The sequence below is a fragment of the Microbacterium sp. Root280D1 genome (assembly GCF_001428975.1).
Taxonomy (GTDB): Bacteria; Actinomycetota; Actinomycetes; order Actinomycetales; family Microbacteriaceae; genus Microbacterium.
This window is the reverse complement of sequence record NZ_LMJK01000003.1, coordinates 211,629-236,591: the sequence shown is the minus strand read 5'-3', so window position 1 is coordinate 236,591 and position 24,963 is coordinate 211,629. Positions and strand designations below refer to the sequence as shown.

Sequence of the window (24,963 nt, the reverse complement as noted above, 5' to 3'; positions counted from 1 at the left end):
TCAGGTCACGCGTCCGTCGCCCGGTCGCGAGACCCGGAGCCAGCGGTAGCCGTATGCCGGCACCTCCAGTTCGACCTCGCCGTCCGGCCCCAGCGCGATCTGGGCGGGATCGAGCAGATCGACGAGCCTCGTGCCCTCAGGCTCGTCCTCCACCCGGAACGACGTGGTGACCGGCACCTCGGCGAAGTTGTGGAGGGCGATCATCCTGCCCACGTCCGCGGCGAGCGAGTGCGCGAGGAGCGAGGCGGCCGGCTGGTCGATGATCTCGAGCGTTCCCCAGCCGAGTTCCGGCGAGATCCGATACGCCGAGGTGAGCGCCCGCACGAAATACAGCATCGACTCGCGGTCACCCAGCTGCGCGGCGACGTTCACGTGCTCCGGCGCGTACCCGTCGGACGGTGGCCGAGCGACGAGCCGGCTGGGCGCGGCATCCGAGAATCCCCCGTTCTTGTCGACCGACCACTGCATCGGCGTCCGCACCGCTTCGCGGCCGGGGATCTCGATGTTCTCCCCCATGCCGATCTCCTCGCCGTAGAACAGCACCGGGGTGCCGGGCAGGGTGAAGAGCAGGCTGTAGGCCATGCGGATGCGACGAGGGTCGCCCTCGAGCATCGGAGGAAGGCGGCGGGTGATGCCCCGCCCGAACACGCGCTGGCGCTCATCGGGCGCGAAGGCGTCGAACACCTCCTGACGCTCGCTGTCGCTGAGCTTGTCGAGGGTCAGCTCGTCGTGGTTGCGCAGGAAGTTCGCCCACTGCACCTCGGATCCGAGCACGGGTCGAGCCCGCAGCGCCTCGATCAGCGGAGCGGGGTCCTTGCGGGCGAACGACAGGTACAGCGACTGCATCCCGACGAAGTCGAACTGCATGGTGAGCTCGTCCTCATCCTCACCGCCGAAGTACTGCACCTGCTGGTCGTAGGGCAGGTTGACCTCGCCGAGCAGGATCGCCTCGCTCGACCGGCGCTGCAGGAAGCGGCGGATGTCGCGCAGCAGATCGTGGGGCTCGGGGATGCCGGAGCCCTCGGGGATCTCGAGCAGGAAGGGCACCGCATCGACGCGGAAGCCGGAGATGCCCAGCTGCAACCAGAAGCCGATGACCTTCGCGATCTCGTCACGCACCCGGGGGTTGGCGATGTTCAGGTCGGGCTGGTGCTCGTAGAAGCTGTGCTGGTACCACTGCCCCGACTTCTCGTCCTTGCCCCAGATGCCGTTCGCCTGCCCGGGGAAGACGGCGTTCTTCTGTCCCTTCGGAGGTGCGTCGTCACGCCACACGTAGTAGTCGCGATACGGCGAATCCACGCTCCGTTTCGCGGCGACGAACCACGGATGCCGGTCGGAGGTGTGGTTGATGACCAGGTCGACGATCACCCGCATCCCGCGGTCCCGTGCAGTGCGGATGACCTCGACGAAGTCGCCGTGGGTGCCGAGTCGCGAGTCGATCCCGTAGAAGTCGCTGACGTCGTAGCCGTCGTCGCGGTCGGGCGTCGGATAGAACGGCATCAGCCACAGGCAGGTGACGCCGAGCTGCGAGAGGTAGTCGATGCGCTCGGAGAGGCCCTGCAGATCGCCGACGCCGTCGCCGTTCGAGTCGAGGAACGTCTCGACGTCGAGGCAGTAGATGACTGCGGTCTTCCACCAGAGGTCGCTCGTGTCGGTGATCTTCACAGTCGCTCCTTCAAGGCGGGGATGAGCTCGGATGCTGCGGCGTCGAGGTATCGGGACTGCTCGGAGCCGACGTGATGCAGGTAGACGCGGTCGAACCCGATCCGAACCAGATCCGCGATGCGGTCGGCCAGTGCGGTCGCGTCGTGGTCGATGAGGACGGCCTTGCGGAGCCCCTCCTCATCGATCCCGACCAGCGCCGCCTCGAAGTCCTCCGGCTGCTCGAGATCCCAGGTGACCGGAGGCGCGAGCAGTCCGTTCCGCCACTGCTCGCGCGCGATCGCGAACGCCGCATCGTCGCTCTCGGCCAGGCTGAGATGCACCTGCAGGATGCAGGGACCCGTGCCTCCTGCACCCCGGTAGGCATCGACGACGCGCTGCAGTGCGGCCGGTTCCTGCGCGACCGTCGCGAGGCCCTGCGCCCACGACGCCGCCCACTCCGCCGTCTCGGCGCTCACAGCGGTCGCGAACAGCGGCGGCGGTTCAGCCGGTCGGCTCCAGACCCGCGCGCGATGCACGCGCACCAGACCGTCGTGGTCCACCTCCTCTCCCCCGATCAGTCGGCGGATCACGTCGACGCTCTCGCGCAGTCGGTCGTTGCGGATGCTCTTGTCGGGCCATCCGTCGCCCGTCACGTGCTCGTTGACCGCTTCACCGCTGCCCATCGCCGCCCAGAAGCGGCCGGGGAACATCTCCTCCAGCGTCGCGAACGCCTGCGCGATCATCACCGGGTGATACCGCTGACCCGGAGCATTGACCATGCCGATCGAGAAGCGGGTGCGGGCGAGCGCGGCGGCGATCCAGCTCAGGGCGAAACCCGACTCGCCCTGAGCCGTGGTCCACGGTGCGAGGTGGTCGGAGCACATCGCCCCGTCGAACCCCGCGCGCTCCGCCTCGACCACGGCCTCGAGCAGGGCGCTCGGGGGGATCTGCTCGTGCGATGCATGAAAACCGATGAACACCATGCGCCGAGTCTGGCAACGAACAGCGCGCGGCGGCAGTGGTGGACACTCCGGAACGAGTCTGGCAAGATGCGACGCCCGGACCGGCCCGCGGTCTCAACTGCCCGGGCTCACGATCCCGAGTTCGTAGGCCAGGATCACCGCCTGGACGCGACTGGGCAGATCGAGCTTCACCAGGATGCGGCCGAAATGCGCCTTGACCGTCGACTCGCTCAGATGCAGCGTCTGCGCGATCTCGCTGTTGGTGAGGCCGCGCGCGACCTGCAGGAAGACGTCACGTTCCCGCTCGGTCAGCGCCGAGAGCGCGCCCTCCCGGGCCCCGGGGTTCGGCGGCGCGAGGTGCGGCAGGGCGACTTCGATGAGCTTCGCGGTGATGCGGGGTGCGACCACCGCATCCCCGGTGGCGACCGTGCGGATCGCGGCGACGAGCTCGGCCGGTCTCGTGTTCTTGAGCAGGAACCCGGCGGCCCCGGCCTGCAGGGCTCCGAAGGCGAACTCGTCGAGATCGTACGTGGTCAGCACCAGCACCCTGGTCCGCGGCAGACGCGCCGATCTGCGCCGTCGCTCGGTCCGGTCCACCGATCTCGTACGACGAGTCGAGGACGACGAGGCCGGGTTCCGGGTGGGACGAATCGATGAGCACGCATGTCACCTGCACCGGGAAGAGCCGGGAGACGGCGTCCGCACCCGATCCGTCGACGATCTTCGTGATGCGGAGATCACCGGTGGTGAACACGTTGGTGATCGCCACAGACGTCTGATCCGAGGAGTCCACATCCGGGAGCGGTGCGAGCTCCGCTGTGGTTCCGGCGACGGCGTCGCCTGCCTGTGCGCCCTCGGTCACGACCAGGGTGGTGTAGTCGGCATCCGCCGGATCGGTCTCCGTGACTCCGCACTCGGCGCCCTGCGGAAGCTCGGTCCACGTGATCGTCTCTCCATCGGCGATCGCCCTCACCCTGCCGGGGTGACACCGGGTGGTGGCGCGGCGAGCGTGCTCATCCGCCTCAGATGACGGCTAGCGCGCCTCAGATGACGGCTAGCGCGACGGGGCTTCGCTCTCGACGGGCTGCCGACTGGCCGACTCACGCACTCGGAACCACAGCGTCAGCTCCATGATCGCGCGACCGATCATGTCGTGATCGCCCATGCGGAGATCGTCGAACGAGTCGCGATATCCCGAGGCCGTTCCAGGCTCGGGAGCGACGAGGGCCTGATATCCCATCGTCCAGTCCCGGAAGCGCCGTTCGTGCAGCGGTTCTTCGATCAGCACGCGGACATCCGTGTGGCGCGGGTCGCGGCCGATCCGCTCCATCAACGCCTCGACGTCAGACCTGGGCCCCTCGAGGATCTGCACGAACTCTCCGCCGCGGTAGAGCAGCATCCCGGTGATGTCGCGGTCGCTGTTGCGGGCGCGACTCACCGCCAGCAGTTCACCGAGCTCGTGTTCGCCGAACGGCTGCGTGGCGCTGCTGCAGTAGACGAGCGAGACGAGCGGATTCTGTTCAGTCATTCCGCACCCCGTCCCTGCCGTGGTGAGCCGACCGATGCGCGCTGACCTCGACGGTGGCCGTCACCGCTGCCATCGCTCGATGGTGGTCCGCGAAGTCGCCGATGGAGCGCGAGGCCGCATCGAATGCGCGCCAGACGCCGTCGGACAGACGGTCGACGTAGCCGAGGAAGGAGCCGTCCTGGCTGCCCACGTAGAAGCCGTCTGCCACGCTCGCCCAGAGCGGGCGAACAGGCGTCGGCGATTGATCACCCATGCTCTCAGCGTACCTTCGAGATTCCGGGCGGGCTCCGGATCATCCTCCAGGCGGAGTGACGATCGGAACACGCGGTCCGGCCCTGGCAGGATCAAGGACATGATCACGGTTCACCTGCGCTACGAGATCGACCCCGACAAGCTCGATGACTTCACCGAGTACGGCCGGGCATGGATCCGTCTGGTGGCGAACCACGGCGGGACCCACCACGGCTACTTCATGCCGAGCGAAGGCGACAGCGATGAGGCGTTCGCGCTGTTCACGTTCCCCTCGTTGGCCGAATACGAGGTCTACCGCACGGCATCGAAGACCGACCCCGAGTGCATCGAGGCCTTCGAGTTCGCGCGCAGGACCCAATGCATCCGCCGCTACGAGCGCCGCTTCCTCAGCCCCGTCTTCTCGGCCGACGCCGGCTGAGGAGGATGCTCCCGCCCGGTGCGTCAAGGGGGTTCGACGGTGCCGCTCTCCGTCCTAGCGTCTGCGCATGGCTATCGAACTGAATCACCCCGCCCTCCGACACGCCCGCTCGCTGGTCCGCGACGGCAAGGTCGTCCGCGACGAGCGCGACGACTGGTCGGAGGCCGCGCCCAGCGCTGACGACGAGAACCGCTTCATCGAGCAGCACGGATGGACCGAGTTCTCCCACTGGCACCTGGGCATCGACAAGAGCGAGAACCCCGAGACGAAGAAGGCGTACTCCTTCCCCTTCGGGGATCTCCGCTCGGTGCGCCGCTCGGGAGTCATCTCCGGTGAGAGCCGTGCCGGGCAATACGACCACACCGGGATCCGCGACGAGCTGCGCAAACTCCTCGAGCTGATCGACGCCGACCGCGACTAGCTCGGACTCCGGATGCCTCAGTCCGAAAGCGACCGTTTGCCGGGATGTTCGGCCCCGCCCGTGGCCACGGGCCGCGACATCATGATCTCGATCCGTCCGTCGGGGAACGTCTCGCTCGCCCCATCGGGCGTGAATCCCAGGCGCGTGTACGCCGCGATCCCCCGGGGGTTGCTCTCCATCACACCGAGATGGATCGTGTCCGCTCCGCGGGAGGAGACATAGTCCACGCAGGCGACCATCAGCGCGTCGACGGCTCCCTGACCCCGGTGCGCCGGTGCGACCCAGACCCCGTTGACCACCCAGCGGCCACTCATGTCGTAGACGCCGCCGATCCCGACGTCCTCGCCATCGATGCTCGCGATGAATGCTCCGGGATGAGTCGAACGGCTCCGCCAGACGTCGTCGCCGAACGCGGACTCCCGCTGCAGCGTCGACCCGAACATCTCCGGGGACTCTGCGAGCGCGGCCAGCCGAAGGTCTCGGTAGCGTTCCCACGTCGCAGACGGCGCCGGAGTGATCGTCACATGCATGCCAGAAGCCTGCCAGAGCGCGGGACGCGACGTCAGATCCGGTCGCTGACTACGGCCCCCGCGTCGTCGCTGAGCGCGTTCCGCTTGTCGCGTCGGCTCTCCCGAATGACGCTGATGACGCTGATCGCCAGCAGGATCAGAAGCAGGCTCTCCACGTACCCGAGTGCTCCGGTCCCCGAGTCGTCCGCAAGCGAATGCTGCACGGGGACCGATGCGGACGGAAGCCCGACGTCGGACCCGACGTAGAGGACCCAGTCGGTGAGAGCGTGAATGAGCATGGCGACCCAGATGCGCCCGGTGACGCGACGGATCCAGTAGTAGGTGACGCCGGCTGACATCAGGGCGATCACATTGAAGGCGATGATGAAGAGCGGCAGACCGCTGAACAGATAACCCGGAATATGGGCGAGCGCGAACACGAAGCACGTGAGGAGGAACACGGCGAACTCGCCGAAGCGCGCGCGGACCGCTGTGAGCAAGACGCCCCGGATCACCAGCTCCTCACCGAACCCGACCATCAGCGTTCCCAGCGCCACGACGACCAGGAAGCCGAGCGAGCGCCCAGACCAGGGCACGTCGAACAACTCGACCACCGGCACGGCGAACGCGAGCACGGGAATCGAGATCAGCCACCACCGGCGAGGGGTGAGGGTCGGGGTCGGTCGCTCCCTCCACACCTCGGCACCCCAGCCTGCCCACCGCAAGAACAGCAGAACGCCGCCGATGCCCACAGCGAGGGGGATGAAGTGACCGAGGGAGAAGTCCGCCAACGAGCCGTCGTCGCCGACCAGCCCGCTGAGGAGGTTGCCGAGCCCCCATGCGCAGAGAACGTAGAAGACCACGACCCCGAGTGCGAGCCAGATGCTGCGGGGACGTCCGATTGCGGTCTTCATCCTGAGGCTCCCCTGATCCGGCGGGCGGCGCCCCGTCGACGCCGCATGCGAGCGAGCTTCCGGTCTCCGAGGCAATCCTAGGGTTGCGGAACCTCCGCTCGTCGTTCGCCGACTGACGCAGAGAGGTCGCTCACCCCTTCGGAGCGAACGAGCCCAGAGCCGACCGATACTGCGCGCTGTCGCTGCGCACCTCATCGGTGACCAACAGCGCGTGAGGGCCGATCTGTCGCACGTGCAACTCGCGGCACGGGATGGTCACGACCTTCAGCAGGCCGCGACGCCAGGCATCCGCGAGCGGCTCGACGTCTCGATGCTCGGGACTCTCGGCGAGCGTCGTCGGTCGTGTCTCGACGTGAGAATCGAAGCCGCGCCGCTCCCAGTCCCGATATGCCTCATCGTCGAAGACATCGCCGCCGAAGTCGTCTCGCCATGCTGGCCCGACGAGCTCGCGCAGAAGGCGCTCCCGCTCCGTCGAGCTCAGGTCTGAGCTGAACACCGCATCGAGCAGACCTCGGTCGGGTTCGACGGCGGCGTGCGCGAGCACGTCCTCCCAGATCCGCGACCAGGCTGCCGACCAGCGGTCGCGGGTGACGGCATCCACCGGGTTCGCCGCAGCCGCGGGCATCTCGATCAGCCTCGGCGGCAGCGTCTCGCCGACGGGACGCAGATCGTGCGCCTCTCGAATCCAGAGCAACTCGAGCAGGAGCTGTGGCCTGTCCTCCACGGTGATGGACATGTCGTGCGGCCAGGGGTTGCCCGGCATCGGAGTCGTCGATCGCATCCCGTCAGTCCATCGGATCGCCGTTCGGCTTTCAACCGGTTGCTGTCCCCCGAACGGCGGATACCGGAGGATGCCGGCATACGAGAGGATGGCCTTTTCTGCGGAATGCGAGCGACGGGTGGACGCGATGAGGGGCTCTCGATGACGGCACCCTGGCAGCCGGTGGATGGGCTGTCCGATTTCGCGGAGCTCATGGCGCATGAGCAAGAGTTCAGCGGTGATCGGGTCGACCCCGCGGTGCGCAGAAGACGCCGGCGACGAGGACTCATCATCACCGCCGTCTGCGTGGTCCTGTTGCTGGCCGTGACCGGAGGGTACGTCGGGTGGGCGCTCACGGCTCCGGTGGATCCGCCGGCCGTGACCGCACGCGCACCGCAGGTCCCGGTCGGCGACGCGGCTGCCGTCGCCACGCATACGGCTGCGGCATCGGCGATCAGCGTGTCCGGCGCCGACGCGTACCTGGGCGAGGGAGCGAGCGGCACGTGGTCGGTGACGGGGACGGGCGAGCCGCTCCCGATCGCGAGCATCACCAAGCTCATCACCGCCCTCGTCATCCTCGACGCGTCACCGCTCGCCTCCGCAGACGACCCCGGACCGACCATCACGTTCGGCAAGGCCGATCACGACCTCTACGACCAGTACTACGTGCAGGGCGCGACCATCGCTCCGATGCCCACCGGCACCTCGATGTCGTTGCATGATGCCCTGGCCGTCATGCTCATCCCCTCCGCGAGCAATTACGCCGACGCGCTGTCCTCCCGGATCTTCGGGTCGCAGAGCGCTTTCCTCAGTGCGACGCGCGCCTGGCTCGCATCCCACGGCCTCACCGGAACGACGGTCACCGAGCCCACCGGCATCAGTCCGCGCAACACGAGCACGCCCGCCGATCTGCTGGCCATCGCGAAGCTCGCCGCCGCGCATCCGGCGATCGCTCGGATCGTCGCGACCCCCTCGGTCTCGATCCCCGGCGCCGGTCAGCTGATCAACACGAACGCCCTCCTCGGCACCGCCGGTATCACGGGACTGAAGACCGGCAACCTCGGCGAGGGCACGCACAGCCTGCTGTACACGGCGACGCTCGACGTGGGCGCGGCCGATCCGCTCGCGATCACCGGCGTCGTCCTCGGCGGATCATCGCGCGAGTCGGTGAATGCCACCGTGATCGCCGAGCTCGAGAGCATCCGCTCCGGCTTCCATCAGGTGCCCGTCGCGAGCGAGGGCCAGGAGATCGGAACGATCTCGACACCCTGGGGGTCTACCGCCACCCTGGTCTTCGGCGAGGACGCATCGATCTTCACCTGGTCGGACACGCCGATCGAGCTGACGATGGACATCGACACCCCTCCCACCTACCGCGACGGCACGGCCGTGGGGACCGTCACCTGGACCGCGGGACCGAACACCGTCACTGCGCCGGTGACCATCGCAGGGACCATCGATCCGCCCACCGAATGGTGGCGGCTCACCCACCCGTCCGAGCTCGGCTCTGCGACGGATGCCGAGGGCTGAGGCCGCTCGACCGCGCATCGGAACGCTGCGTGCCGACCTTCGGACGAAAGTCGAAAGATCGACCGATCGACCTCCGCCTGCGTTCTCCGGCTATACGATCTGCATCGAGGCGCCAGGCCCGATGTGCTCTGCGGAAGGACAGCCGGATATGTCAGCAGACCCGATGACCTCTCGACCTGAGGCGCCGAGATCCGGCCCCGTATCCGCATGGGCACCGTTGGCGATCCCGGCGTTTCGGGTGCTGTGGTTCGCGCAGCTGGGCAGCAACATCGGCACCTGGATGCAGACCGTCGGCGCGCAGTGGTATCTCGTCGACGCCGCGGCCAGCGCGACGATCATCGCCCTCGTGCAGACGGCGAGTCTGGCCCCGGCCGTGCTGTTCTCCCTCCCCGCGGGGGTGCTCGCCGATTCCCTCGACCGCCGCAGACTGCTGATCTGGGGGTCGGTGGCGAGCGCCGTGATCGCCGCGGCGTTGACCGTCATCGCCGCCCTGAACGAGCTCACTCCGTGGACGATCCTCGGCTTCACGTTCCTGCTCGGGATCACCTCCACACTGACGTCTCCGGCCTGGCAGGCGATCCAACCGGAACTCGTGCCCCGCCCGCTCATCGGTGCGTCCTCCGCGCTCGGCGGCGTCACGGTGAACGGTGCCCGCGCCGTCGGCCCCGCGCTCGCTGGCGTGCTGCTGTCGCTGTTCGGCGCACCCGTCGTCTTCGGCATCAACGCGCTCAGCTTCATCGGAGCAGTCGTCGCCCTTCTGTGGTGGCGACGGCCGCCGCAGAGCGGACTCGACGACAGGGAACCGTTCACGGCCGCGCTGCGCGCAGGAGTCCGGTACGTCTCATCCGCCCACCTCGTGCGCCGCATCCTTCTGAGATCGGCCCTCTTCGCCCTGCCCGCCAGCGCACTGTGGGCGCTGCTTCCCGTGACCGCCAAACGGCTCGACCTCACCTCGAGCGGATACGGCTTCCTTCTCGGAGCGCTCGGCGCCGGGGCCGTGCTCGGCATCTTCGTTCTGCCCGTCGCCCGCAAGAGGTTCTCGGACAACGCGGTGATCGCGGTGAGCGCTCTGCTGTTCGCAGCCGGCACGCTCGCCGCGGCATGGCTGCCGTTCGTCCCCCTGCTGCTGCTGCTCGTTCTCGCCGGAGTCGCCTGGATCGGCACGCTCACCGTGCTGAACGCCGCACTGCAATTGACCCTCCCGCAGTGGGTGCGATCGCGAGGAGCATCGATCTACATCCTCGTCTTCATGGGAACGATGGCCGTCGGGTCGTTCGGCTGGGGCGCCCTGGCCGGAGCAGTCGGCACGGCGACATCGCTGGCCGTGGCCGCGGCGCTGCTCGTCGTCATCGCAGCCAGTGTGATGTGGCTGCCGCTTCTGCCGGGCACGAGCACCGTCGACCGGACCGTCTCGATGTCGTGGCCCACCCCGACCCTCGTCCTCGACCCCCAGCCGACCGACGGCCCCGTTCTCGTGCAGATCACCTACACCGTGCGACCCGACAGCATCGACGCGTTCCGAGAATCCATGCGACTGGTGGAGAGTTCGCGGCGGCGAACCGGCGGGTACCGATGGACGCTCCTCCGCAACGGCGAAGAGCAGGACCTGCTGCTCGAGTCCTTCATGGTCCCCTCCTGGGGAGAGTACCGACGACAGCAGACCCAGAGACTGACCGGTCGCGACCGTGAGATCCAGGCGACCGCGCGGGCGCACACCGACGGCGAGCCCACAGAGGTGCACTACTTTCCCGAGCCCACGCCGCCCCGCTGAAGAGGCTCAGGGCTGAACGACGCGCACCCATGCCCGATCGACGTCATCAGCATCCAGGAGGTTCACCTGCACCACACCGGCGTACGGCAGCCGATACGAGAACTCGCCGGTCGGCGGATCGTCGCATCTGAAGTCCCCCTCGGCGAGTACCCGCCTCTCGGCATCGGCGGTCACCACTTCGAACCCGACGCCGTCTCCCTCGCAGCGCCCCTCGATGGTGAACTGTCGGTCCTCGACGAGCGCGGCGGGGCCCGCGATGATCTCGCCCGAGGGGTCGTTGCCTTCCCCGTACTTGAGAGCGATGGCCACCTGAGTGGGGTCTGTCTTATCGGGATACGCGAATCCTCCCGCGGGAGGCGCTGTCGTCGCCGATGGCGTCGATGCGGATGTCGTTTCTGGTGCGACCGGCTCCGGCGCTGCGCTCGAAGTACAGCCGGTGACCACAGAGGCAAGAACGACCAGACAGACCGGAACGACCGTGAGTGCGCGGATGCGAGTGTCCATCGCTCCACATTACGACGCCCGGGGACCAGGGAATCCTGTGACCTACATGGCCGGAACCGACATCATCTGGGCAGTGACGATGACGACCTCGACGAGCCGCCGTACGAATCATGCGGTTGATCGCGAGACTTCATCATCTGCGTCCACTCGGCGCCCTGGTCCGCTGAGGAACGGTCGTGCACACTGAAGAGCATGAGCGACCCCGGGGCGACCGATGCAGGCACGGCGGAATACACCACGTTCGGGGTGCTGTCCGGCATGTTCGTCGCGATGGTGCCGACCCCACTGAGTCGATCAGCGGCGACAACCACGATTTGGCTCGCGTTACCGCTGGGTCAGCGCCGTCAGGGCTCGTGCAAGACGAAGGCCCCGCTTCCCGGTCAAATCACCGGGAGTCGGGGCCTTCGTGGTGGCGGTGACGGTGGGATTTGAACCCATATCGTGGTCCAGTCAGAGAGAACCGGGGCCCCAAGAACCCAGGGCAAGCGAGGAACCGTCGCACACCTGCGCACATCCACTCACGGCGACTTGCTGGCATTCCGTTACCGTTGCGTTACCGCTGGGTTGTCTTTCGCTGGGATCAGATGCTCCTGAGTCGGCTTGCAGGGCCGCCTCGATTGACCGCCCGGGGAAACGGATACGCATGCCCGCTGGCGTAGACAGGCTGACTGAAGCATCGGGCAGCGAGGGGAGGGCACCGGACTTCGTCGGCAGCATGTCGACAGCAAAGTGAGCCTCCCGTGTGAAGCAGTCAAGCCCGGAGCACACTATGGTTTACTCGCGGAGGCAACGGAGGCCCTATGTCGATACAACAGCCCGCGACCGTTCAGCTCGGTGAGTTCGGCGAGGATATGGCCGCCGCCTTCTTTTCCATGATCGGATGGGGCCCGCTCCGAACTGGCCGCCAGGACCTGGGCACCGATGTCTTCGTTCAGCTTCGCACCGACGAGTTGGTCGATCTTCGAATGCTGCTAGGCGTGCAGGTAAAGACCGGAGGGACCTGGTTCAGCACCCCTGCCACCGTTGAAGGGCGATCAGGATGGTGGTACCGGGAGAACGACAAGCGGCACGCCGAGTACTGGAAGAATCATCACGTTCCTCATATTCTGGTTCTGCAAAGCGAAGACATGAGCACGCGCGTGTGGGCGGTTCTGGACTCAAACACGATTGAAGATACGGGCCAGGGCATTCGCGTCTTTGTTCCAGATGATCAAATACTTGATGCAACGTGGAAGCCACGATGGATTGACCTCGTCTCGGAGGCACGTAAATTACTCTCCTTCGAGGGGTCGAGGTGGAACTTCTCTATCTCGCAAGTGCCCGAAGACGCTCGACTCCGGTACGCGATGTTGGTCCCGCGGCTCGTCGCCCCTCATCCGAACCGAGGCGCTTCTGCCGCCATCACGTGGACGGAAGCCATTGCTTCGTGCATTAGCGGGGATCCTCGGACTTGGGCACGGATCGCTCACGAGCGCGCCGACGTTCCGGGACCTACCGAAGCAGCTACGCATGAGGAGCTTGGTTGGCGCACCGCCGGTGCTATCTATCAGTGGGTCTTCGGCGAGGACGCGGGCCTAGCGAGCGTGCACGAGGAATCGACTTCGCAACCAGGTGGCTCGGCGATTGCAATCTGCCGCGCCCTCACCGCGATCGACCGGTACGAACTGGAGAACGCCGCCTCGTACTTGGAGCTTGAACTTCGTCACGACGATCTCGATGCCGATCAAGTTTGGCTCCGGATCCACCTGGCGCAGATTCAACGCCTCCGAGGCGAAACCGCATCAGCGCGCTCGATGCTCGAAGAGGCTCTTATTACCTCGGCCGGTCTCGCCTACGACATCACTACCTCTGCACTGCGATCCGCTTGCGTCCTCGGGCTGTTCGAGCTGGCGCCACTTCTTCAGGGAGATGTGGCAGCCGCGGTCACTGCTGCCGATAATTCGAGCGCCTGGTGGCGCACGCAATCCGTAGCTTCTGGCCTCGAAAGCTATGCCAAGAAGAGCTTCAAGAAATGGGCTCGGGATAAATCGATCACGTTCGGCGGCGAGGGCGCCGCGCACAACAGTCTCCACTCCGCTGCAATGACAGCGCGACTGGCGGGTGACTTCGGAGGGTGGCGGGGATACGCGAGTTTGCTGGCTCAAACTGATCTTGTCTCGCCGCCAGACGAGTCTCACAGCATCGCGAACAGCCTCGATAGTTTGCGATCCGTTGGCGACAAGGCAAACCTGAGGCTGGCACTTTCCAAGGTCCTTCACGACGGGCCGATGCACGCTGTGGCCGAGCTCGCGGATCGCGCGACTCCGGAAAACTCGACATCGGCATCGATTGCAGCAGACCTGGCTCTCCTCAACAGAATGGGCTCGCACCTGAGTCACGACCAAGCTCGTGCCTGGATCTCGCTGCTGCTGCAGGCTCTAGTGGAGCCGCAGCAGTTCTACGATCGTTTCGCGATACGCAATTGGGCGTTTCACGACATAGCGGCGGCCTTGAGCGGTCTCGTTCGACACCTGAACGTCGAAGATCAGGCGTCACTGCTCACCTTCGCGAAGTCACTTCCCGCAGGCACGTCACAGTTGCTCGAGGCTCCTCTTACCGAGCTATTGCACGAATTCGACGCGGCCGTCATAGACGAGCATCTCGGTGGAACCGACATTGATGCGCAACCAACCGCTTGGCTGGCCATCCTGTTCCGTGATCTTCTCGCACCTCGCTCTGAGGAAGCGAGACTAGCGGTTCGCGCGGCTCTCGAAGCGGGAGATCTTGGTGCTCTGAGCGGCGCAGCCGACGCGACCACGCTCGAATCTGGCGAAGCCACAGTCGTCCTTGACCATTGCGAATCGGCGTTCGAGAAATTCCGACAGCCGACAAACGGACTCACGATTGGCGGTGACGACCCGTATCGTTTGGCCATCGTGCTGGCTCTCCACGGCCCCGCGGACCAACGCGAACGAGCCTGGAGATTGGTTACTACGGCACTAGCCGACAACGTTGACGTTCAGGAACGCAAGCACGCGGCCTTTGAGATCATCACAGAACACCCACACCAGGTTCCCGTTGAGCTTCGCGGCGAACTCATCGCGGGGGCACGGGCAGCACGAGGTGTTGGGCCTAGCCAGTATTGGCGAAACGACGGATTTCTCAACCGTATCGAGCCCGTTGCCACTGCAACGGTACTTGCGCTTGATACCAATGCGCCCGACTGGGAGGAACTATTCGCAACGTTGATCGCTGGCGATCCGGATTCAAGACGGTATGCATGTATCGTGATGGCGCACTTCACTGGTTATGACGCGATGCTCACCGCCCTAACCCGTGATCCAGACCGCGCAGTGGCAGCTCGCGCCGCTAGAGCACTGGCCAAACGCGCTGCGATCAACGACGACGTCTCTCCCGCATACCTCTCCGCGCTAGTCCAGCTGATGAGAGAAACGGGCGAGGCCCTTCCGTTCGCGGTGCTCTCGGGGGTCGCAGCAGCCACCGCCCGAACGAGCGCCGGTGATCGGATCCTAGACGCGCTCGCCGAACACGCCTCGCCAAATGTCCGTAGTGTCGCGGCTGAAGTCAAGGCGCGGCTCGTCTGACAGGTGGCGGCTCGAATCCGCTGTCAGCTTAGGTCACGGCAGTTGACGGCGACACCCCGGGGATACAGAACAGCAATCGACGTTAGTCCCGGATAGCGTGAAGTCGATTGACTGCAAAAGATGGGGATGATGTGTCGAAGTGGTGGAAGTGCGATTTCCAGGTTGCGACTCCAGGGGAGCCACGATTTCGAGGTCAATCCGACTGGAATCTAACGACCGCTGAGGGGCGGACCGCAGCCGCCGACGACTATATGAGAGCAGCGCGGGACGCTGGACTCGAGGTTCTCGGCCTAGCAGACCACAACAGCACCGCTTGGGTCGACGAGATGAAGCAAGCGGGCGCTCGACACGGAGTCGTTGTGTTTCCGGGATTCGAAGTTGGGACGAGTAGTGGCTCAGACGGCGTCCACCTCATAATTCTTGGGGACCCTACTAAAAGTGCCCGTGACCTGGAGCTACTGCTTTCAACTTCTTGCGGATTTGACGATGATCATCCTCGCTTTCAACCGCATGACGCAAGTTCCCCAGCGACCGCGCCTCGCACCATCGCGCAGATTCTGGACGCACTCCCGGCGGGGTACCTCGCCATTGCACCCCACGCCTTTTCCGAAAATGGGATCGCAAGCGCGACCACGGGCGACATCAGGTGGAAGGCTCTGCACCACGATCGTTTGGGGGCAATTGATGTTGGAGACGTCGACTTTCACCTCGGCGAAAGTGACTCAACCGCCTCCTACAAGAAGCGTTTCATTCGTCGCCAACTCCAGGGGATTCCATGCCTTGCTGATCTACCCTTCGTCTCTACCAGCGACGCATACTCGATCTCGAGTCTCGGCGATCGCTTCACCTGGATTCGAATGGGAAATCCATCAATCGAAGCTCTTCGACAGGCCTTCCTAGACCACGAGGCGAGAGTTCTGTGCGACTGGCATCCTCGGGTCGCATCTCAGTCGTCAGACCCAAATACCGTTGACCACGCATGGGTTCAACGACTGCAGGTGAAGGGGCACGCGACCGCGGACGACTCTCTCGACATCGAGTTTCATCCGAGACTGAACGTCGTGATCGGTGGCCGCGGATCTGGAAAATCGACTGTCGTTGCCGCGTTGCGAAACCTCTATGGGGAGGTGGACGGCCTCCCTAGCCCACTCCGCGATGAAGCACGAGGATTCAACGACGCTGTGTTCGGGAATGCAGAGCTTCTAAGCGCTCACGTCTTGGCCTACAGCGGAGAGCGACAAACTGCACAATGGACCCCTCAGGAGGGGTCACGTACGACTCACGAAAACGGCCAGCTTGATTCGAACTTCCCAATGCGAGTTGTCGGTCAGAAAGAACTATTCGAGCGCTCGGTGGGCAGTCAGGGTAGTTCTACCAATCTTCGGTCGCTCGTCGACGATGCCCTCACCGCTTCAGGTTCTTCGACGCCCAATCGTCACCGTGAGACCATCGCTGACGCAGTGAGCATTTGGGGGTCTGCGGTCAGAGCAGCCCGGTCCGAACAACTTTCGTGCGGCGAAGTCGAAGGGATTCGGGCGAAGGTCGCAGAGCTGAAAAAACAGGTCGCAGCGTTTGATGACGCAGCGAATCTCGAGCGACGCCGAAGGAACGATCTCTATTTGGCGGAGCGGCGCGAGATGGAGGCAAAGGAGTCGGAGGTCAACGCAGCCGGAGTGGCAGTCCGGAGCCTTGCCGACCGGATCCTCGTGACCGAGCCTGCTGCGCTGGCTGGACAGCGCTCGCCCGACTATCCGGACGAGTTCGTCCGGAACCTGGACCGCATCAAAGACGTACTGGCGCAATCGCTGCGGGACGCTGCAGCCAACGCTGATGCAACCCTCGCGGGCGAGCGCGCTGCTCTTGATGCTTCTGAGTGGGGGCAAGCCGTCAGGGATTTCACGGCTGATTCCGATCTCTATCTACAAGAGCTGTCCGCACTTGGGGTGGATCCGACGGAGTACTCCGCCCTCCGCGCTCTGCTGTCTAGTCAGAGCCAGGCGCTCGAAGATCTCGAACAACGCGTCCTTGCCCTGCCAGAATTCTTCTTAGCGTCAGACGCAGCGTGGTCCTCCTTAGAGAGGGTGCATGACGAACGCCGCCTCGCGCGTCGATCGCTGCTCGAGCAGGTCCAGGAAAGGAGCGGCTCGCTTCGCTTCGCCGTCCGGGATCGCGAAGATACGGGGATGTGGGTCGCACAGGTGCGAGAGCTCCTCGGGTTGCGTTCCGATGGATACCTCGATGATGTCCCTTCGCTCGCGGAATGGCTTTGGCTTGGCCCCACCGCAGAACGCGAGACCCGCGAGCAGCTCTGGAGAGTCGCCTGCGTGTCAGGCGACTTCCGTGATCTCGGTGTTCAAGCCGGGCTTCGCGCCGCATTCACGACCCGTCTCGGTTCCGCGGACCCCCTTGTATTGACACGCGTCGCGGCCGAGATCCCCGACGATCAGATCGACGTCGAGTTCTTGCGATCCCGTGGGACGGACGGGGCTGCTCAGTGGGTCCCCTTGAGCTCAGGATCGCCAGGACAGCGAAGCTCCGCGATGTTGAGTTTCGTTTTGCATCAGGGGAGAGAACCGCTCGTCCTTGATCAGCCTGAGGACGACCTCGATACGGAGTGGATCACCCAGTTGGTCGTGTCCCAATTGCGCGAGAGCCGCTGGCACCGTCAGGTGATCGTCGTGACACATAACGCCAATATTCCGGTCAACGCCGACGCAGAGCGGGTGATCGTGATGGAGGCGTCCGCGAGCGGAATTCGGGTTCGATCGGAGAGTTCGGAGAATGGTGGACCGCGGGTGCCGCACGCGGGGGCAATCGAAGATCTCTTGGTTCGCGCCGATATCCAACGAATTATAGAAGGCGGCGTGGAAGCGTTCGTGCGGCGAGAACGTCGCTACAACAACGAGCTCAACAGCTACCGTACTGCTCTGCGTCAGGTGACCGACCGCGCCAGCAGTTGACCATCGTCCTTGTCTGCGCTGTTACACGGTCAGCGCCGTCATCGCTGAAGTGCGGCCGCGCGGTGCCGATCGAGCGCCAGTGCGACGTCATCGAGATCGTCGTCGAACAGATCGGCATACGTGTCGAGGGTCATCGCTGCGCTCGCGTGTCCGAGCATCCTCTGGACCGCTTTGACGTTCGCCCCCGCGCTGATTGCTAGTGAAGCGGACGTGTGTCGAAGATCGTGAGGCGTCACGCGCGGCATGACAGCACGAAGCACCTCTCCGCGCGCCCTTGCCTCCGCAGCTTCGGTAGCATCCTCCAGCCGAGCACGCTTGCACGCGCCGGCGAACCACCCGGACTGCGAGTTCCCAGGCCTCAGATGCCCTCCGCTCTCGGCTGGGAAGATCAGCTCGTCCGGTCGCTTGAGCGTGATCGCGCGAGCCATCGCCGCATCCAGGAAGGCCGGATAGACAACGGTACGACGTTCGTGCGTCTTCGGCGTCCCGACGATCACATGTCCGTTCACGATCACGGCGTTCGATGAGATGTTCAGCCGGCGTCGCGCCACATCGACATCTGCGACCGTGAGTCCCGTCGCTTCCCCCCAACGGAGCCCCGTATAGGCGAGGAAGCGCACGATGTCGGGATACAACGACGCCGTTGCGAGCCGTTCGACCTGCTGATGTGTGAGGTACGCCCGCTGCTTCCTAACCTTGCGCGGGGTCTTCACCTCCCTCGCGGGGTTGGACTGGAGCCGACGATCGCGAACCGCCCCATCAAGAATCGATGCGAGAACCCCGTGGCAGCGCTTCACAGTCGTCGCTGAACGCTCGACGCTCAGCTCGGCGATCCAAGCAGAGATCTCCGTGTGCCGGATGGTGCCAACGCGGCGCCCGCCCCACGCAGGCTCGACGTGCACGCGCCACGCGCTGTCGTCGCTGTGGAACGTGGACGGCTTCACCGCGACGGCGTGCGCAGTCAGCCAGGCAGCACCGAGTTCACCGACGGTGACTCGAGACTCCCCCGGGGCAATGTATGCGCCCTGCAACTTTGCAGCCTCCACCGAGGTGATGTACGCCTCAGCGTCCCGCTTACGGGCAAAGCCGCCCTTGCGAGCTGTCTTTCCGTCGGGCTTACGGTATCGCGCCTCCCAGCGCTTGCCGTTCTTCGTGTCGTATGAGTACGCGCTGCCCATCAGGCGGCTTCCTCCGAGGTGCTCGCATACTCCTGTGCGAGCAACCATTCGTCGACCGCCTCAGGACGATAGCGGGGGCTGCGGCCGATTCGGATGAACTTCGGCCCGCGGCCAGTGATACGCCATTCGCTCAGGCTGCGCTCGGTCGTGCAGAGGCGGGCGGCGAGCGTTGCTGGCGTGATCAACGAGTCCAGCAGGCTCGTGCTCACGGGGGTGGAAAAAGACATGGATCTCCCTTAGAAGTCAAACTCCCAAGAGGACCTCATAGCCGAACCCGTTAGCGGTTGCTTGGCGTATCCACCGGTCGGACCTGCTTTGGCCCTGCCCTTTTACTGTCATTCAGGCTTGCTCACGACTGTACACAGCACCGCCGACACTTCGCCGCGCACACCGATGCCAACCGTCGATGCGTTGCCACTCGCGTTCACTGCTCCGCTCACGGCAAGCGTGTACCTGGTGCGTACCTGCGGAATCAGGGCTTCCAGTTACACCACCAGTTACATCAAGATCGGCGTCTTTCTGCACCCTCGAAGCTTCTCTTCCCCGGTGTGTACCTGGTGTACCTGGTCTAAATAGAAAAGGAGAAAGACATTGTCGTAGTCCCCATCTCCATCTCGTCTGAGCCAGTGGGCCTCCTATATAGAGGTTTGCGTTCGAGGGCAGGTACACCAGGTACATTTGTGAAAATCGCAGATCAGACCCAAATAGCGCAGAACCTGCATCACCTCGTATCAACGGCCCGAAAACCTCCCGCGAACTGGGATTTCTGCCCCTCGAGTACGTACCTGGCGTTGCAGGAACAGGTGCAGGTACACGCGCTCATCAGCGGTCAACCTGTCCGCCGAGGACCCGCATATCAAATCCCGAGATTCTTGCAAAGTGACCTGCCACTGGAACCTGCAGCGATGGCACGGAAGTCACGACGAACAACTCCCCACAGCGAGAGGACGTTGGACGAAGCTTGCGGAACTTCTGTCCGTGAGCCTTCGACAAGTCAGATGAAGAGCGGGTGGAGAGATCTACAGCGTCAGCGGGCCGAGCGAAGCGACAGCCAAGCGCCCTGGGAGGTGTCGGCTACGCCGACCACCGGTCAAGTTTCTGGCGAGCGAAGCGAGGCGGGAAACGCAGCCCGGTGCCACCTCCTCTTATGCTCTTCCCTTCTTTCGACCCCGAGACCGAGCTTCAGCGAGGAATCGGGATCTGATCTGCTGCTTGATCGGGACTTTCGCCTTGACTCAACCTCGTTGTTGACGCGCTGACTCAGGACGAAGGACGGAGCCAGCGCGTTAACAGGCATGTCATTTTGCCCCGGAAAGTCGCGGATTCGTTGTTCACAAGCTTGCGAACGAAGTGGCACCTTGTGAACAACGAATCCACGACGGGTTTTCGCGGAAGCAGCAGATCACTTTGAGCACAATCGTGTCCCCATCATCCATGTCCCCATGGCCGAACCCGTAGGGCCCGCAGGGGGTCATGGGGACATGGCGACGCTTTTGGCCTGGAAAGTCCGGGGTCGCTTCCCCCCCCTGCTTTAGAACGCAGTGGCACCAGGGGGACAAGCCTGGAGCGAAGCGATGAAGCGCCTGTTTCCAGTCTTCGCATCATGCTTGCTCGCCCGACGCGACCACCTGGAAACGGTCGCCTGAGGCCATCTGTTCACCGCTTGCTTGCCGCGACCACCACACTCATCCGACCGCTGGAAGAGACACCGCCGCTCCCGATCGCCGCGACGATCTAGAGCAACTCGAGACAGACCGAGGGAGACAGCATCCGAAGCGCGAGCGCGTATGAGCCGACACGTTCCTCCATCGAGCGCACGGATCGCAAAGTGTTCCCGCGACCGGCGGGCGGCAAGCAGCGGTTGAGATCGACCTTGGCGCCAGGAAGTATGGGTTGGTCGCCGAGTGGCCTCGGAACGGTCACCTGTGGGCGGCTAGTGACCACATAGTGGCCGGTAGATGGCCTCGCGGCGGACACACTTGTTTATCGCATTGAGCTGGCCGTTTGCTGGTCTCTTCCTGGCCTCTTCCTGGCCTATTGGTGGCCACACGGAGGCCCATCGAGGTCCGGCGATCCACATAATGGAAGCGCTTCGCAACCACGTGCGCGTTTGGACTGCTCGCTCTCGCTGGGGACGGTCGGTCTATGCAGGCCACGCGGAACGGGGGAGGTCCGTGGGCCGACGGAATGTCCGCAGTGTCAGTTACTGTCCTGGCGATGAGCACCAACGGCACCTCCTCCCAGCACGATCCAACATCGCAGAAGTCCTCGCGTCGACGTCGAGGCATCGGCGGGCGCTCAGGGGCTCCGCGTGCGGCGCACGCCCTCCCGCTGTGGCGACTGGCGGGCGATGGTCTCGTGCCGGTACTCCCCCAACCTTTCGCTCTCGAGACCAATCTCGAGGACTTGATCGAGTCCACACCTGAGTTAGTAGGCGAGAGGGTCCTGATCATCGGTCGACAGGTCAAAACACCATTCGGTCGTGTCCTGGATCTCCTCGGGCTCAGAGAAGACGGCTCCACTAAAACGATGGAGCTGAAGCGGGATCGCGCGAAGGATCTAGAGGTTGGTCAAGTCATCTCCTATGGCGCGTGGGTAGATGGCCTCGATCGAGCATCGCTGGAAGCCGTCTTCGAGGAGTACATCCTCGAGCGCAACCAACGGTTGAGACGAGAAGCGACGGTCGCCCCTTCTCTCGCGCAGGCATTCACTGAGTATTTCGGTAAGCCGATGCCAGCGGTCCTCAATCAAACTCAGACGATGTCTCTCGTCGCCCGACAGATCGATGCAGCCACTTTGCAGGCGGTTAAGTTCCTGCGCGAGAAGGATCTACCGATCAGCCTCTATGTGGTCGGTGCTTCTCGGCATCGCGGTGACACCTTTGTGACAGCCAGCGAATGGATCGACCTTGGCTCCAAACAGAAACAGATCAGCGTGCGCGCGCAGCTCGAGGAACTTCACCTGGCAACGGTCGCTGCGGTTGAGCACAGCACCAGCCAGTTGCTCAGCCACATCCACAAGCAGCGGCCGGAGCGCTCCCGTTACGACGGACCATTCTTCACGAAGGGCTCGCACGGCGACATCCTGTGTTTCGCGCAGCTCTTCATGCCTCGCTTCACCACTTCGTTTGTCCCCTACCCGCTCCTGAACTCGCTTTACGACTGGTGGATCAACGAGCAAGCATCTGTCGGCGTAGAACGGTTGAAGCCCACGCACGGGTTTGCACACCAACTGAGGAACGCCGTCAGTATGGTCGGAGGCTGGCGCAAGGACAGAAAGTACTGGGACGAGGATCCATCCCTCGAACATGAACGACTTCGCCTGCTCGTTGGTGGCTGGCCGTTGCCAGCCCCAGGTCAGCTGCTCAGTGGTTACGCTCGCATGTGAGATCGACTCCGCCGCGCGCGTCGCTCCGAGCACTCATCGGATTAGCGCGGTCACCAACCCGAGATTCGGGCGTCGGGACAGGGGGAAGAAGGATGGACCAGCAACCTCTGACCGAGGCCGAAGTCATGCGCGCCTTAGCTCTGATTCAAAAGGGGCAGCAGCTCGGAGGGCATCAGCCGAGTGCCCAAGATCTCGACCGCGCTCGGCGCATCCTCACTGGAGAGCTATCCCCGGAAGACGCGCGAGTCGAGGTTCAAGCGGCACTTCAGGCGCTCGTCGACGGCGAACGGGGGCATCCGCCTACCCGGTGAATGTGTCTTCCACCAGCGCCTGAGCAGCGCCAACAACCTCGTCGAATCGGCCCTCGCGGATGGCGGTAATGGCGGTGTCCTCTCCTCGAAGGAAGGGATTCGCGCCGATGAACCACAGCCGCGCTACGTGCTCCCCTTCAGCGTCACTGACTGAGCGCCAGACCGCATCCGCACACTCCAAACGTCTGATCGCTTCTGTGTCAGGGCGAGGACCGCTATCTTCACTCCACCTCTTCGCAGCTTGCGTGTCTTTCGCCCCAGCCAACGTCGATACGAGCGTCGGACCCAATACGGCGGTCAGACGACGAACGAGTGGTACGTGGCTAGACACGATCATGCTGAGATCCTATTCGTGCCGGTCCGACTCTCGTGATTGGGAGTTCAATCGAGCCAGCACCTCAGCAATGGAGGATCCTGTTTCCATGACTCCGAAGTACACCAGAGTTCACAACGTACATAGGAGTTCACAGCCCGGAGGATAACCATGGAACTCGAGATCACCGTCACCCCGCGCGAGACTCTCGTGTGGGCGCCAGCGGAGCGAGACGCGCAGAAGCTGCGCCACGAGCTCACTGAGTCCGGCTACCTCGTGCGGGACGCCGACCCGTTCGAGCTGACCAGCGTCGGTCTCATCCCCGAAGGCGAGCACCTCGAGTTCGACTCCGCGCGCATCTTCGACGTCGGCATTGGCCCGAACGCGAATGCGACCCTGCATGCGCTGACGGACTCCGGGCACTCGCTCGTCTGGCACCGATGGCAGACGCGGCTCTCACGGAAGGTCTGGGGCGTGCCTGTGGCGATACCGCGCAAGGGCCGACCGCGCGCCGTCGGCATCGAGAGAGCCACACATTTCGGCACGGCGGTGCGCAGTCACTTCGGGCTCGGACTCCGCATCTCTCGCGAGACCTACGCGACGATCAACAAGCGCTCGTCGCTGCCGCGATGGCGCCGTGAGGACAACCCCGAGCTGTGGGACTCCCTCGACTGGTCGTACGAAGACGCCGAACACAGCTTCCACTCCGACGAATGGTGCGAAGAGCATCGCGAGAGAGCGCTGCAGAGCTTCGACCTGAACATGGCGCACTTCGCCTCCCTCGATCGCGAGGAGTTCGAGCGCGCCTTGCAGTCGGCTGTCGCCAGCCGGCGCGGCATGGTGGAAGTCACGGACCTGACGAAGTGGGACGGCGTGCCCGGGCTCTACATCGTGGTGCTCGACGAGTTCGCCCAGGTCTACGTCGGGGTCGCCAACTCATCGACGGGGATCGCGAAGCGCATCCGCCAGCACTGGACCAACCAGAAGCAGTTCGACCGACTCATCTGGGGTGACGTCACCTCATCGATTCTCTCGATCGACAGCTTCCGGGCCCTCGACACCACCCGCATCTTCGCTCTAAAGACCGAGCACACATTCGACGACGAGAACCCGCTCCTCGAGCAGTTCCCGAGGAAGTTCACGCTGAACCGCGTCATGGGCGGCAACGACGTCGTCCACCTCGCCAGCTTCCTCGGCGTCGCGGCCGTCATGCGGACCCGCGAGTTCGCAGCCCCGGCCTCCGAGTCGCAGGCGCCATGACCCGCGAGATCCACGCCCTCCGCGACGACGCGGCCGCCTGGTACAGCGGCGCGCTCAACAAGGTCACAGCTGCGCTCTCGTCATCCGTCGAGCATGCGCGCACGCCCCTTGAGCCGATCGCCGGCGAAGTGTGGATGGGCAGCCTCAACCTTCACGGCGTGACCGCGGCCGGGGGTAGGTGTGACTCCCAACGCGGGTCAGGATCCAACGACGCTGTGGCACCGCCGCACTTTGGCGACCGCGACATCGCGCGACGTCACTGACGCTGACGCTGATGAATTCGGGCTATGGCAAGCCTGATCATCGGGCCAGCTATCGCGGAGATGATCAAGACGAGCGCCGCGGCCCCAGCTGCGAAAAAGACCCAGGCATTCCTCCCCCAGAGGCGATTCTGGCTAGCGACGAATAGATTCGTCAATGCTCCCCCGCACGCTCTTGTGCCGACCCGTCGCGCCGACGCGGCGACCTCCCTCGCCGCTCAACGCCAACTCGGAGAGAATCGTGGCCGAATGGAACCGACCGATATAGCTGTGCGTCCTTGCGAGCGTGGACGCACAGCATGTTCGCCCCGGACCCTGATGCGCACGCATAGTGGAACGATGCCGAAGGTGCGGCAGCTTCTCCTCGCGCTCCGCGACCATCACCGCTCACCTCGCGACACGGTGCGACAGCTGGTATCCGCATCCGTGGCCTGTGCTTGCATGGCAGGGTGACAGACACGAGCGATAGCGCGGTCGAACCGGTCGAAGTAGACGAC

21 protein-coding genes and 1 pseudogene are annotated in these 24,963 nt (G+C 64.5%); 10 read left to right on the top strand and 12 right to left on the bottom strand.

Going from position 1 to position 24,963, the window contains the following annotated elements:
• From ASE34_RS13550 to ASE34_RS13530, 6 genes and pseudogenes are all read right to left on the bottom strand, one after another.
• Positions 1 to 1,665 carry an alpha-amylase family protein gene (locus ASE34_RS13550; RefSeq protein ID WP_056279517.1) on the bottom strand — a complete coding sequence of 555 codons (1,665 nt, stop codon included), beginning with the start codon at positions 1,663 to 1,665 and terminating at the stop codon, positions 1 to 3.
• A complete protein-coding gene (locus ASE34_RS13545; RefSeq protein ID WP_056279514.1) occupies positions 1,662 to 2,627 on the bottom strand; it encodes a TIGR03885 family FMN-dependent LLM class oxidoreductase in 966 nt (321 codons plus the stop codon). The genes ASE34_RS13550 and ASE34_RS13545 overlap by 4 nt, the downstream gene beginning before the upstream one ends.
• Before the next feature lie 93 nt (positions 2,628 to 2,720).
• On the bottom strand, positions 2,721 to 3,146 hold the full coding sequence (locus ASE34_RS13540; protein WP_230100435.1) for a LuxR C-terminal-related transcriptional regulator: 426 nt from the start codon (positions 3,144 to 3,146) through the stop codon (positions 2,721 to 2,723).
• Positions 3,147 to 3,363: 217 nt separating this feature from the next.
• Positions 3,364 to 3,579, bottom strand: a pseudogene (locus ASE34_RS18365) (DUF5979 domain-containing protein); the annotation flags it as partial.
• A gap of 81 nt (positions 3,580 to 3,660) precedes the next feature.
• Positions 3,661 to 4,134 (bottom strand): BLUF domain-containing protein, encoded by a 474-nt coding sequence (locus ASE34_RS13535; RefSeq protein ID WP_056279513.1) that lies wholly within the window; start codon positions 4,132 to 4,134, stop codon positions 3,661 to 3,663.
• Positions 4,127 to 4,387 carry a hypothetical protein gene (locus tag ASE34_RS13530; RefSeq protein ID WP_056279511.1) on the bottom strand — a complete coding sequence of 87 codons (261 nt, stop codon included), beginning with the start codon at positions 4,385 to 4,387 and terminating at the stop codon, positions 4,127 to 4,129. Before ASE34_RS13530 ends, ASE34_RS13535 begins: the two co-directional genes overlap by 8 nt.
• 99 nt (positions 4,388 to 4,486) lie before the next feature.
• On the opposite strand from ASE34_RS13530, the gene ASE34_RS13525 reads away from it, so the two are divergent.
• Both ASE34_RS13525 and ASE34_RS13520 read left to right on the top strand, forming a co-directional pair.
• Positions 4,487 to 4,804, top strand: coding sequence for an NIPSNAP family protein (locus ASE34_RS13525; RefSeq protein WP_056279509.1), 318 nt, complete (start codon positions 4,487 to 4,489; stop codon positions 4,802 to 4,804).
• Between the two features lie 67 nt (positions 4,805 to 4,871).
• Entirely contained in the window at positions 4,872 to 5,225 is a 354-nt protein-coding gene (locus tag ASE34_RS13520; RefSeq protein ID WP_056279507.1) for a hypothetical protein, read from the top strand.
• A 17-nt stretch (positions 5,226 to 5,242) separates the two neighbouring features.
• Here the strand turns inward: ASE34_RS13520 and ASE34_RS13515 are convergent, their stop codons facing one another.
• The 3 genes from ASE34_RS13515 to ASE34_RS13505 all read right to left on the bottom strand — a co-directional run bounded on the left by ASE34_RS13515 (position 5,243) and on the right by ASE34_RS13505 (position 7,429).
• Positions 5,243 to 5,755, bottom strand: a complete 513-nt coding sequence (locus ASE34_RS13515; RefSeq protein WP_056279504.1) for a GNAT family N-acetyltransferase — start codon at positions 5,753 to 5,755, stop codon at positions 5,243 to 5,245.
• Positions 5,756 to 5,787: 32 nt separating this feature from the next.
• Positions 5,788 to 6,648, bottom strand: a complete 861-nt coding sequence (locus ASE34_RS13510) for a CPBP family intramembrane glutamic endopeptidase (RefSeq protein WP_056279502.1) — start codon at positions 6,646 to 6,648, stop codon at positions 5,788 to 5,790.
• 130 nt (positions 6,649 to 6,778) lie between these two features.
• Entirely contained in the window at positions 6,779 to 7,429 is a 651-nt protein-coding gene (locus ASE34_RS13505) for a hypothetical protein (RefSeq protein WP_056279501.1), read from the bottom strand.
• Positions 7,430 to 7,570: 141 nt separating this feature from the next.
• On the opposite strand from ASE34_RS13505, the gene ASE34_RS13500 reads away from it, so the two are divergent.
• Complete coding sequence (locus ASE34_RS13500; RefSeq protein WP_056280240.1) at positions 7,571 to 8,938, top strand: D-alanyl-D-alanine carboxypeptidase family protein; 1,368 nt, start codon at positions 7,571 to 7,573, stop codon at positions 8,936 to 8,938.
• A gap of 163 nt (positions 8,939 to 9,101) precedes the next feature.
• A complete protein-coding gene (locus tag ASE34_RS13495) occupies positions 9,102 to 10,709 on the top strand; it encodes an MFS transporter (protein ID WP_157538271.1) in 1,608 nt (535 codons plus the stop codon).
• Positions 10,710 to 10,715: 6 nt separating this feature from the next.
• Here ASE34_RS13495 and ASE34_RS13490 read toward each other — a convergent pair whose 3' ends face one another.
• The gene (locus ASE34_RS13490) at positions 10,716 to 11,018 is read right to left on the bottom strand and encodes a hypothetical protein (protein WP_056279497.1); all 303 of its coding nucleotides are present in this window, start codon (positions 11,016 to 11,018) and stop codon (positions 10,716 to 10,718) included.
• 995 nt (positions 11,019 to 12,013) lie between these two features.
• On the opposite strand from ASE34_RS13490, the gene ASE34_RS13480 reads away from it, so the two are divergent.
• Together ASE34_RS13480 and ASE34_RS13475 are read left to right on the top strand one after the other, a co-directional pair.
• On the top strand, positions 12,014 to 14,797 hold the full coding sequence (locus ASE34_RS13480; protein ID WP_056279493.1) for a DUF4365 domain-containing protein: 2,784 nt from the start codon (positions 12,014 to 12,016) through the stop codon (positions 14,795 to 14,797).
• A 131-nt stretch (positions 14,798 to 14,928) separates the two neighbouring features.
• On the top strand, positions 14,929 to 17,757 hold the full coding sequence (locus tag ASE34_RS13475) for a TrlF family AAA-like ATPase (protein WP_414855538.1): 2,829 nt from the start codon (positions 14,929 to 14,931) through the stop codon (positions 17,755 to 17,757).
• 38 nt (positions 17,758 to 17,795) lie between these two features.
• On the opposite strand, the gene ASE34_RS13470 is transcribed toward ASE34_RS13475, so the two are convergent.
• On the bottom strand, positions 17,796 to 18,935 hold the full coding sequence (locus ASE34_RS13470; RefSeq protein ID WP_056279489.1) for a site-specific integrase: 1,140 nt from the start codon (positions 18,933 to 18,935) through the stop codon (positions 17,796 to 17,798).
• A complete protein-coding gene (locus ASE34_RS13465) occupies positions 18,935 to 19,162 on the bottom strand; it encodes a helix-turn-helix transcriptional regulator (protein ID WP_056279487.1) in 228 nt (75 codons plus the stop codon). Before ASE34_RS13465 ends, ASE34_RS13470 begins: the two co-directional genes overlap by 1 nt.
• A 1,990-nt stretch (positions 19,163 to 21,152) precedes the next feature.
• Between ASE34_RS13465 and ASE34_RS13460 the strand changes: the two genes are divergently transcribed.
• The 4 genes from ASE34_RS13460 to ASE34_RS13445 all read left to right on the top strand — a co-directional run bounded on the left by ASE34_RS13460 (position 21,153) and on the right by ASE34_RS13445 (position 24,469).
• Positions 21,153 to 22,322: an endonuclease NucS gene (locus ASE34_RS13460; RefSeq protein WP_162253864.1), complete on the top strand. Its 1,170-nt coding sequence runs from the start codon at positions 21,153 to 21,155 to the stop codon at positions 22,320 to 22,322.
• 180 nt (positions 22,323 to 22,502) lie between these two features.
• Positions 22,503 to 22,787, top strand: a complete 285-nt coding sequence (locus ASE34_RS17840; protein WP_056279483.1) for a hypothetical protein — start codon at positions 22,503 to 22,505, stop codon at positions 22,785 to 22,787.
• A 330-nt stretch (positions 22,788 to 23,117) separates the two neighbouring features.
• Complete coding sequence (locus tag ASE34_RS13450) at positions 23,118 to 24,206, top strand: GIY-YIG nuclease family protein (RefSeq protein WP_056279481.1); 1,089 nt, start codon at positions 23,118 to 23,120, stop codon at positions 24,204 to 24,206.
• Complete coding sequence (locus ASE34_RS13445) at positions 24,203 to 24,469, top strand: hypothetical protein (protein ID WP_056279479.1); 267 nt, start codon at positions 24,203 to 24,205, stop codon at positions 24,467 to 24,469. The genes ASE34_RS13450 and ASE34_RS13445 overlap by 4 nt, the downstream gene beginning before the upstream one ends.
• The last annotated feature ends 494 nt before the right edge of the window (positions 24,470 to 24,963 follow it).

Excerpts from the sequence above, each read along its gene's own strand:
- ASE34_RS13545 (WP_056279514.1), bottom strand. The coding sequence starts at position 2,627 with ATGGTGTTCATCGGTTTTCATGCATCGCACGAGCAGATCCCCCCGAGC.
- ASE34_RS13535 (WP_056279513.1), bottom strand. The coding sequence starts at position 4,134 with ATGACTGAACAGAATCCGCTCGTCTCGCTCGTCTACTGCAGCAGCGCC.
- ASE34_RS13530 (WP_056279511.1), bottom strand. The coding sequence starts at position 4,387 with ATGGGTGATCAATCGCCGACGCCTGTTCGCCCGCTCTGGGCGAGCGTG.
- ASE34_RS13525 (WP_056279509.1), top strand. The coding sequence starts at position 4,487 with ATGATCACGGTTCACCTGCGCTACGAGATCGACCCCGACAAGCTCGAT.
- ASE34_RS13520 (WP_056279507.1), top strand. The coding sequence starts at position 4,872 with ATGGCTATCGAACTGAATCACCCCGCCCTCCGACACGCCCGCTCGCTG.
- ASE34_RS13515 (WP_056279504.1), bottom strand. The coding sequence starts at position 5,755 with ATGCATGTGACGATCACTCCGGCGCCGTCTGCGACGTGGGAACGCTAC.
- ASE34_RS13510 (WP_056279502.1), bottom strand. The coding sequence starts at position 6,648 with ATGAAGACCGCAATCGGACGTCCCCGCAGCATCTGGCTCGCACTCGGG.
- ASE34_RS13505 (WP_056279501.1), bottom strand. The coding sequence starts at position 7,429 with ATGCGATCGACGACTCCGATGCCGGGCAACCCCTGGCCGCACGACATG.
- ASE34_RS13500 (WP_056280240.1), top strand. The coding sequence starts at position 7,571 with ATGACGGCACCCTGGCAGCCGGTGGATGGGCTGTCCGATTTCGCGGAG.
- ASE34_RS13495 (WP_157538271.1), top strand. The coding sequence starts at position 9,102 with ATGACCTCTCGACCTGAGGCGCCGAGATCCGGCCCCGTATCCGCATGG.
- ASE34_RS13480 (WP_056279493.1), top strand. The coding sequence starts at position 12,014 with ATGTCGATACAACAGCCCGCGACCGTTCAGCTCGGTGAGTTCGGCGAG.
- ASE34_RS13470 (WP_056279489.1), bottom strand. The coding sequence starts at position 18,935 with ATGGGCAGCGCGTACTCATACGACACGAAGAACGGCAAGCGCTGGGAG.
- ASE34_RS13465 (WP_056279487.1), bottom strand. The coding sequence starts at position 19,162 with ATGTCTTTTTCCACCCCCGTGAGCACGAGCCTGCTGGACTCGTTGATC.
- ASE34_RS13460 (WP_162253864.1), top strand. The coding sequence starts at position 21,153 with ATGAGCACCAACGGCACCTCCTCCCAGCACGATCCAACATCGCAGAAG.
- ASE34_RS13450 (WP_056279481.1), top strand. The coding sequence starts at position 23,118 with ATGGAACTCGAGATCACCGTCACCCCGCGCGAGACTCTCGTGTGGGCG.
- ASE34_RS13445 (WP_056279479.1), top strand. The coding sequence starts at position 24,203 with ATGACCCGCGAGATCCACGCCCTCCGCGACGACGCGGCCGCCTGGTAC.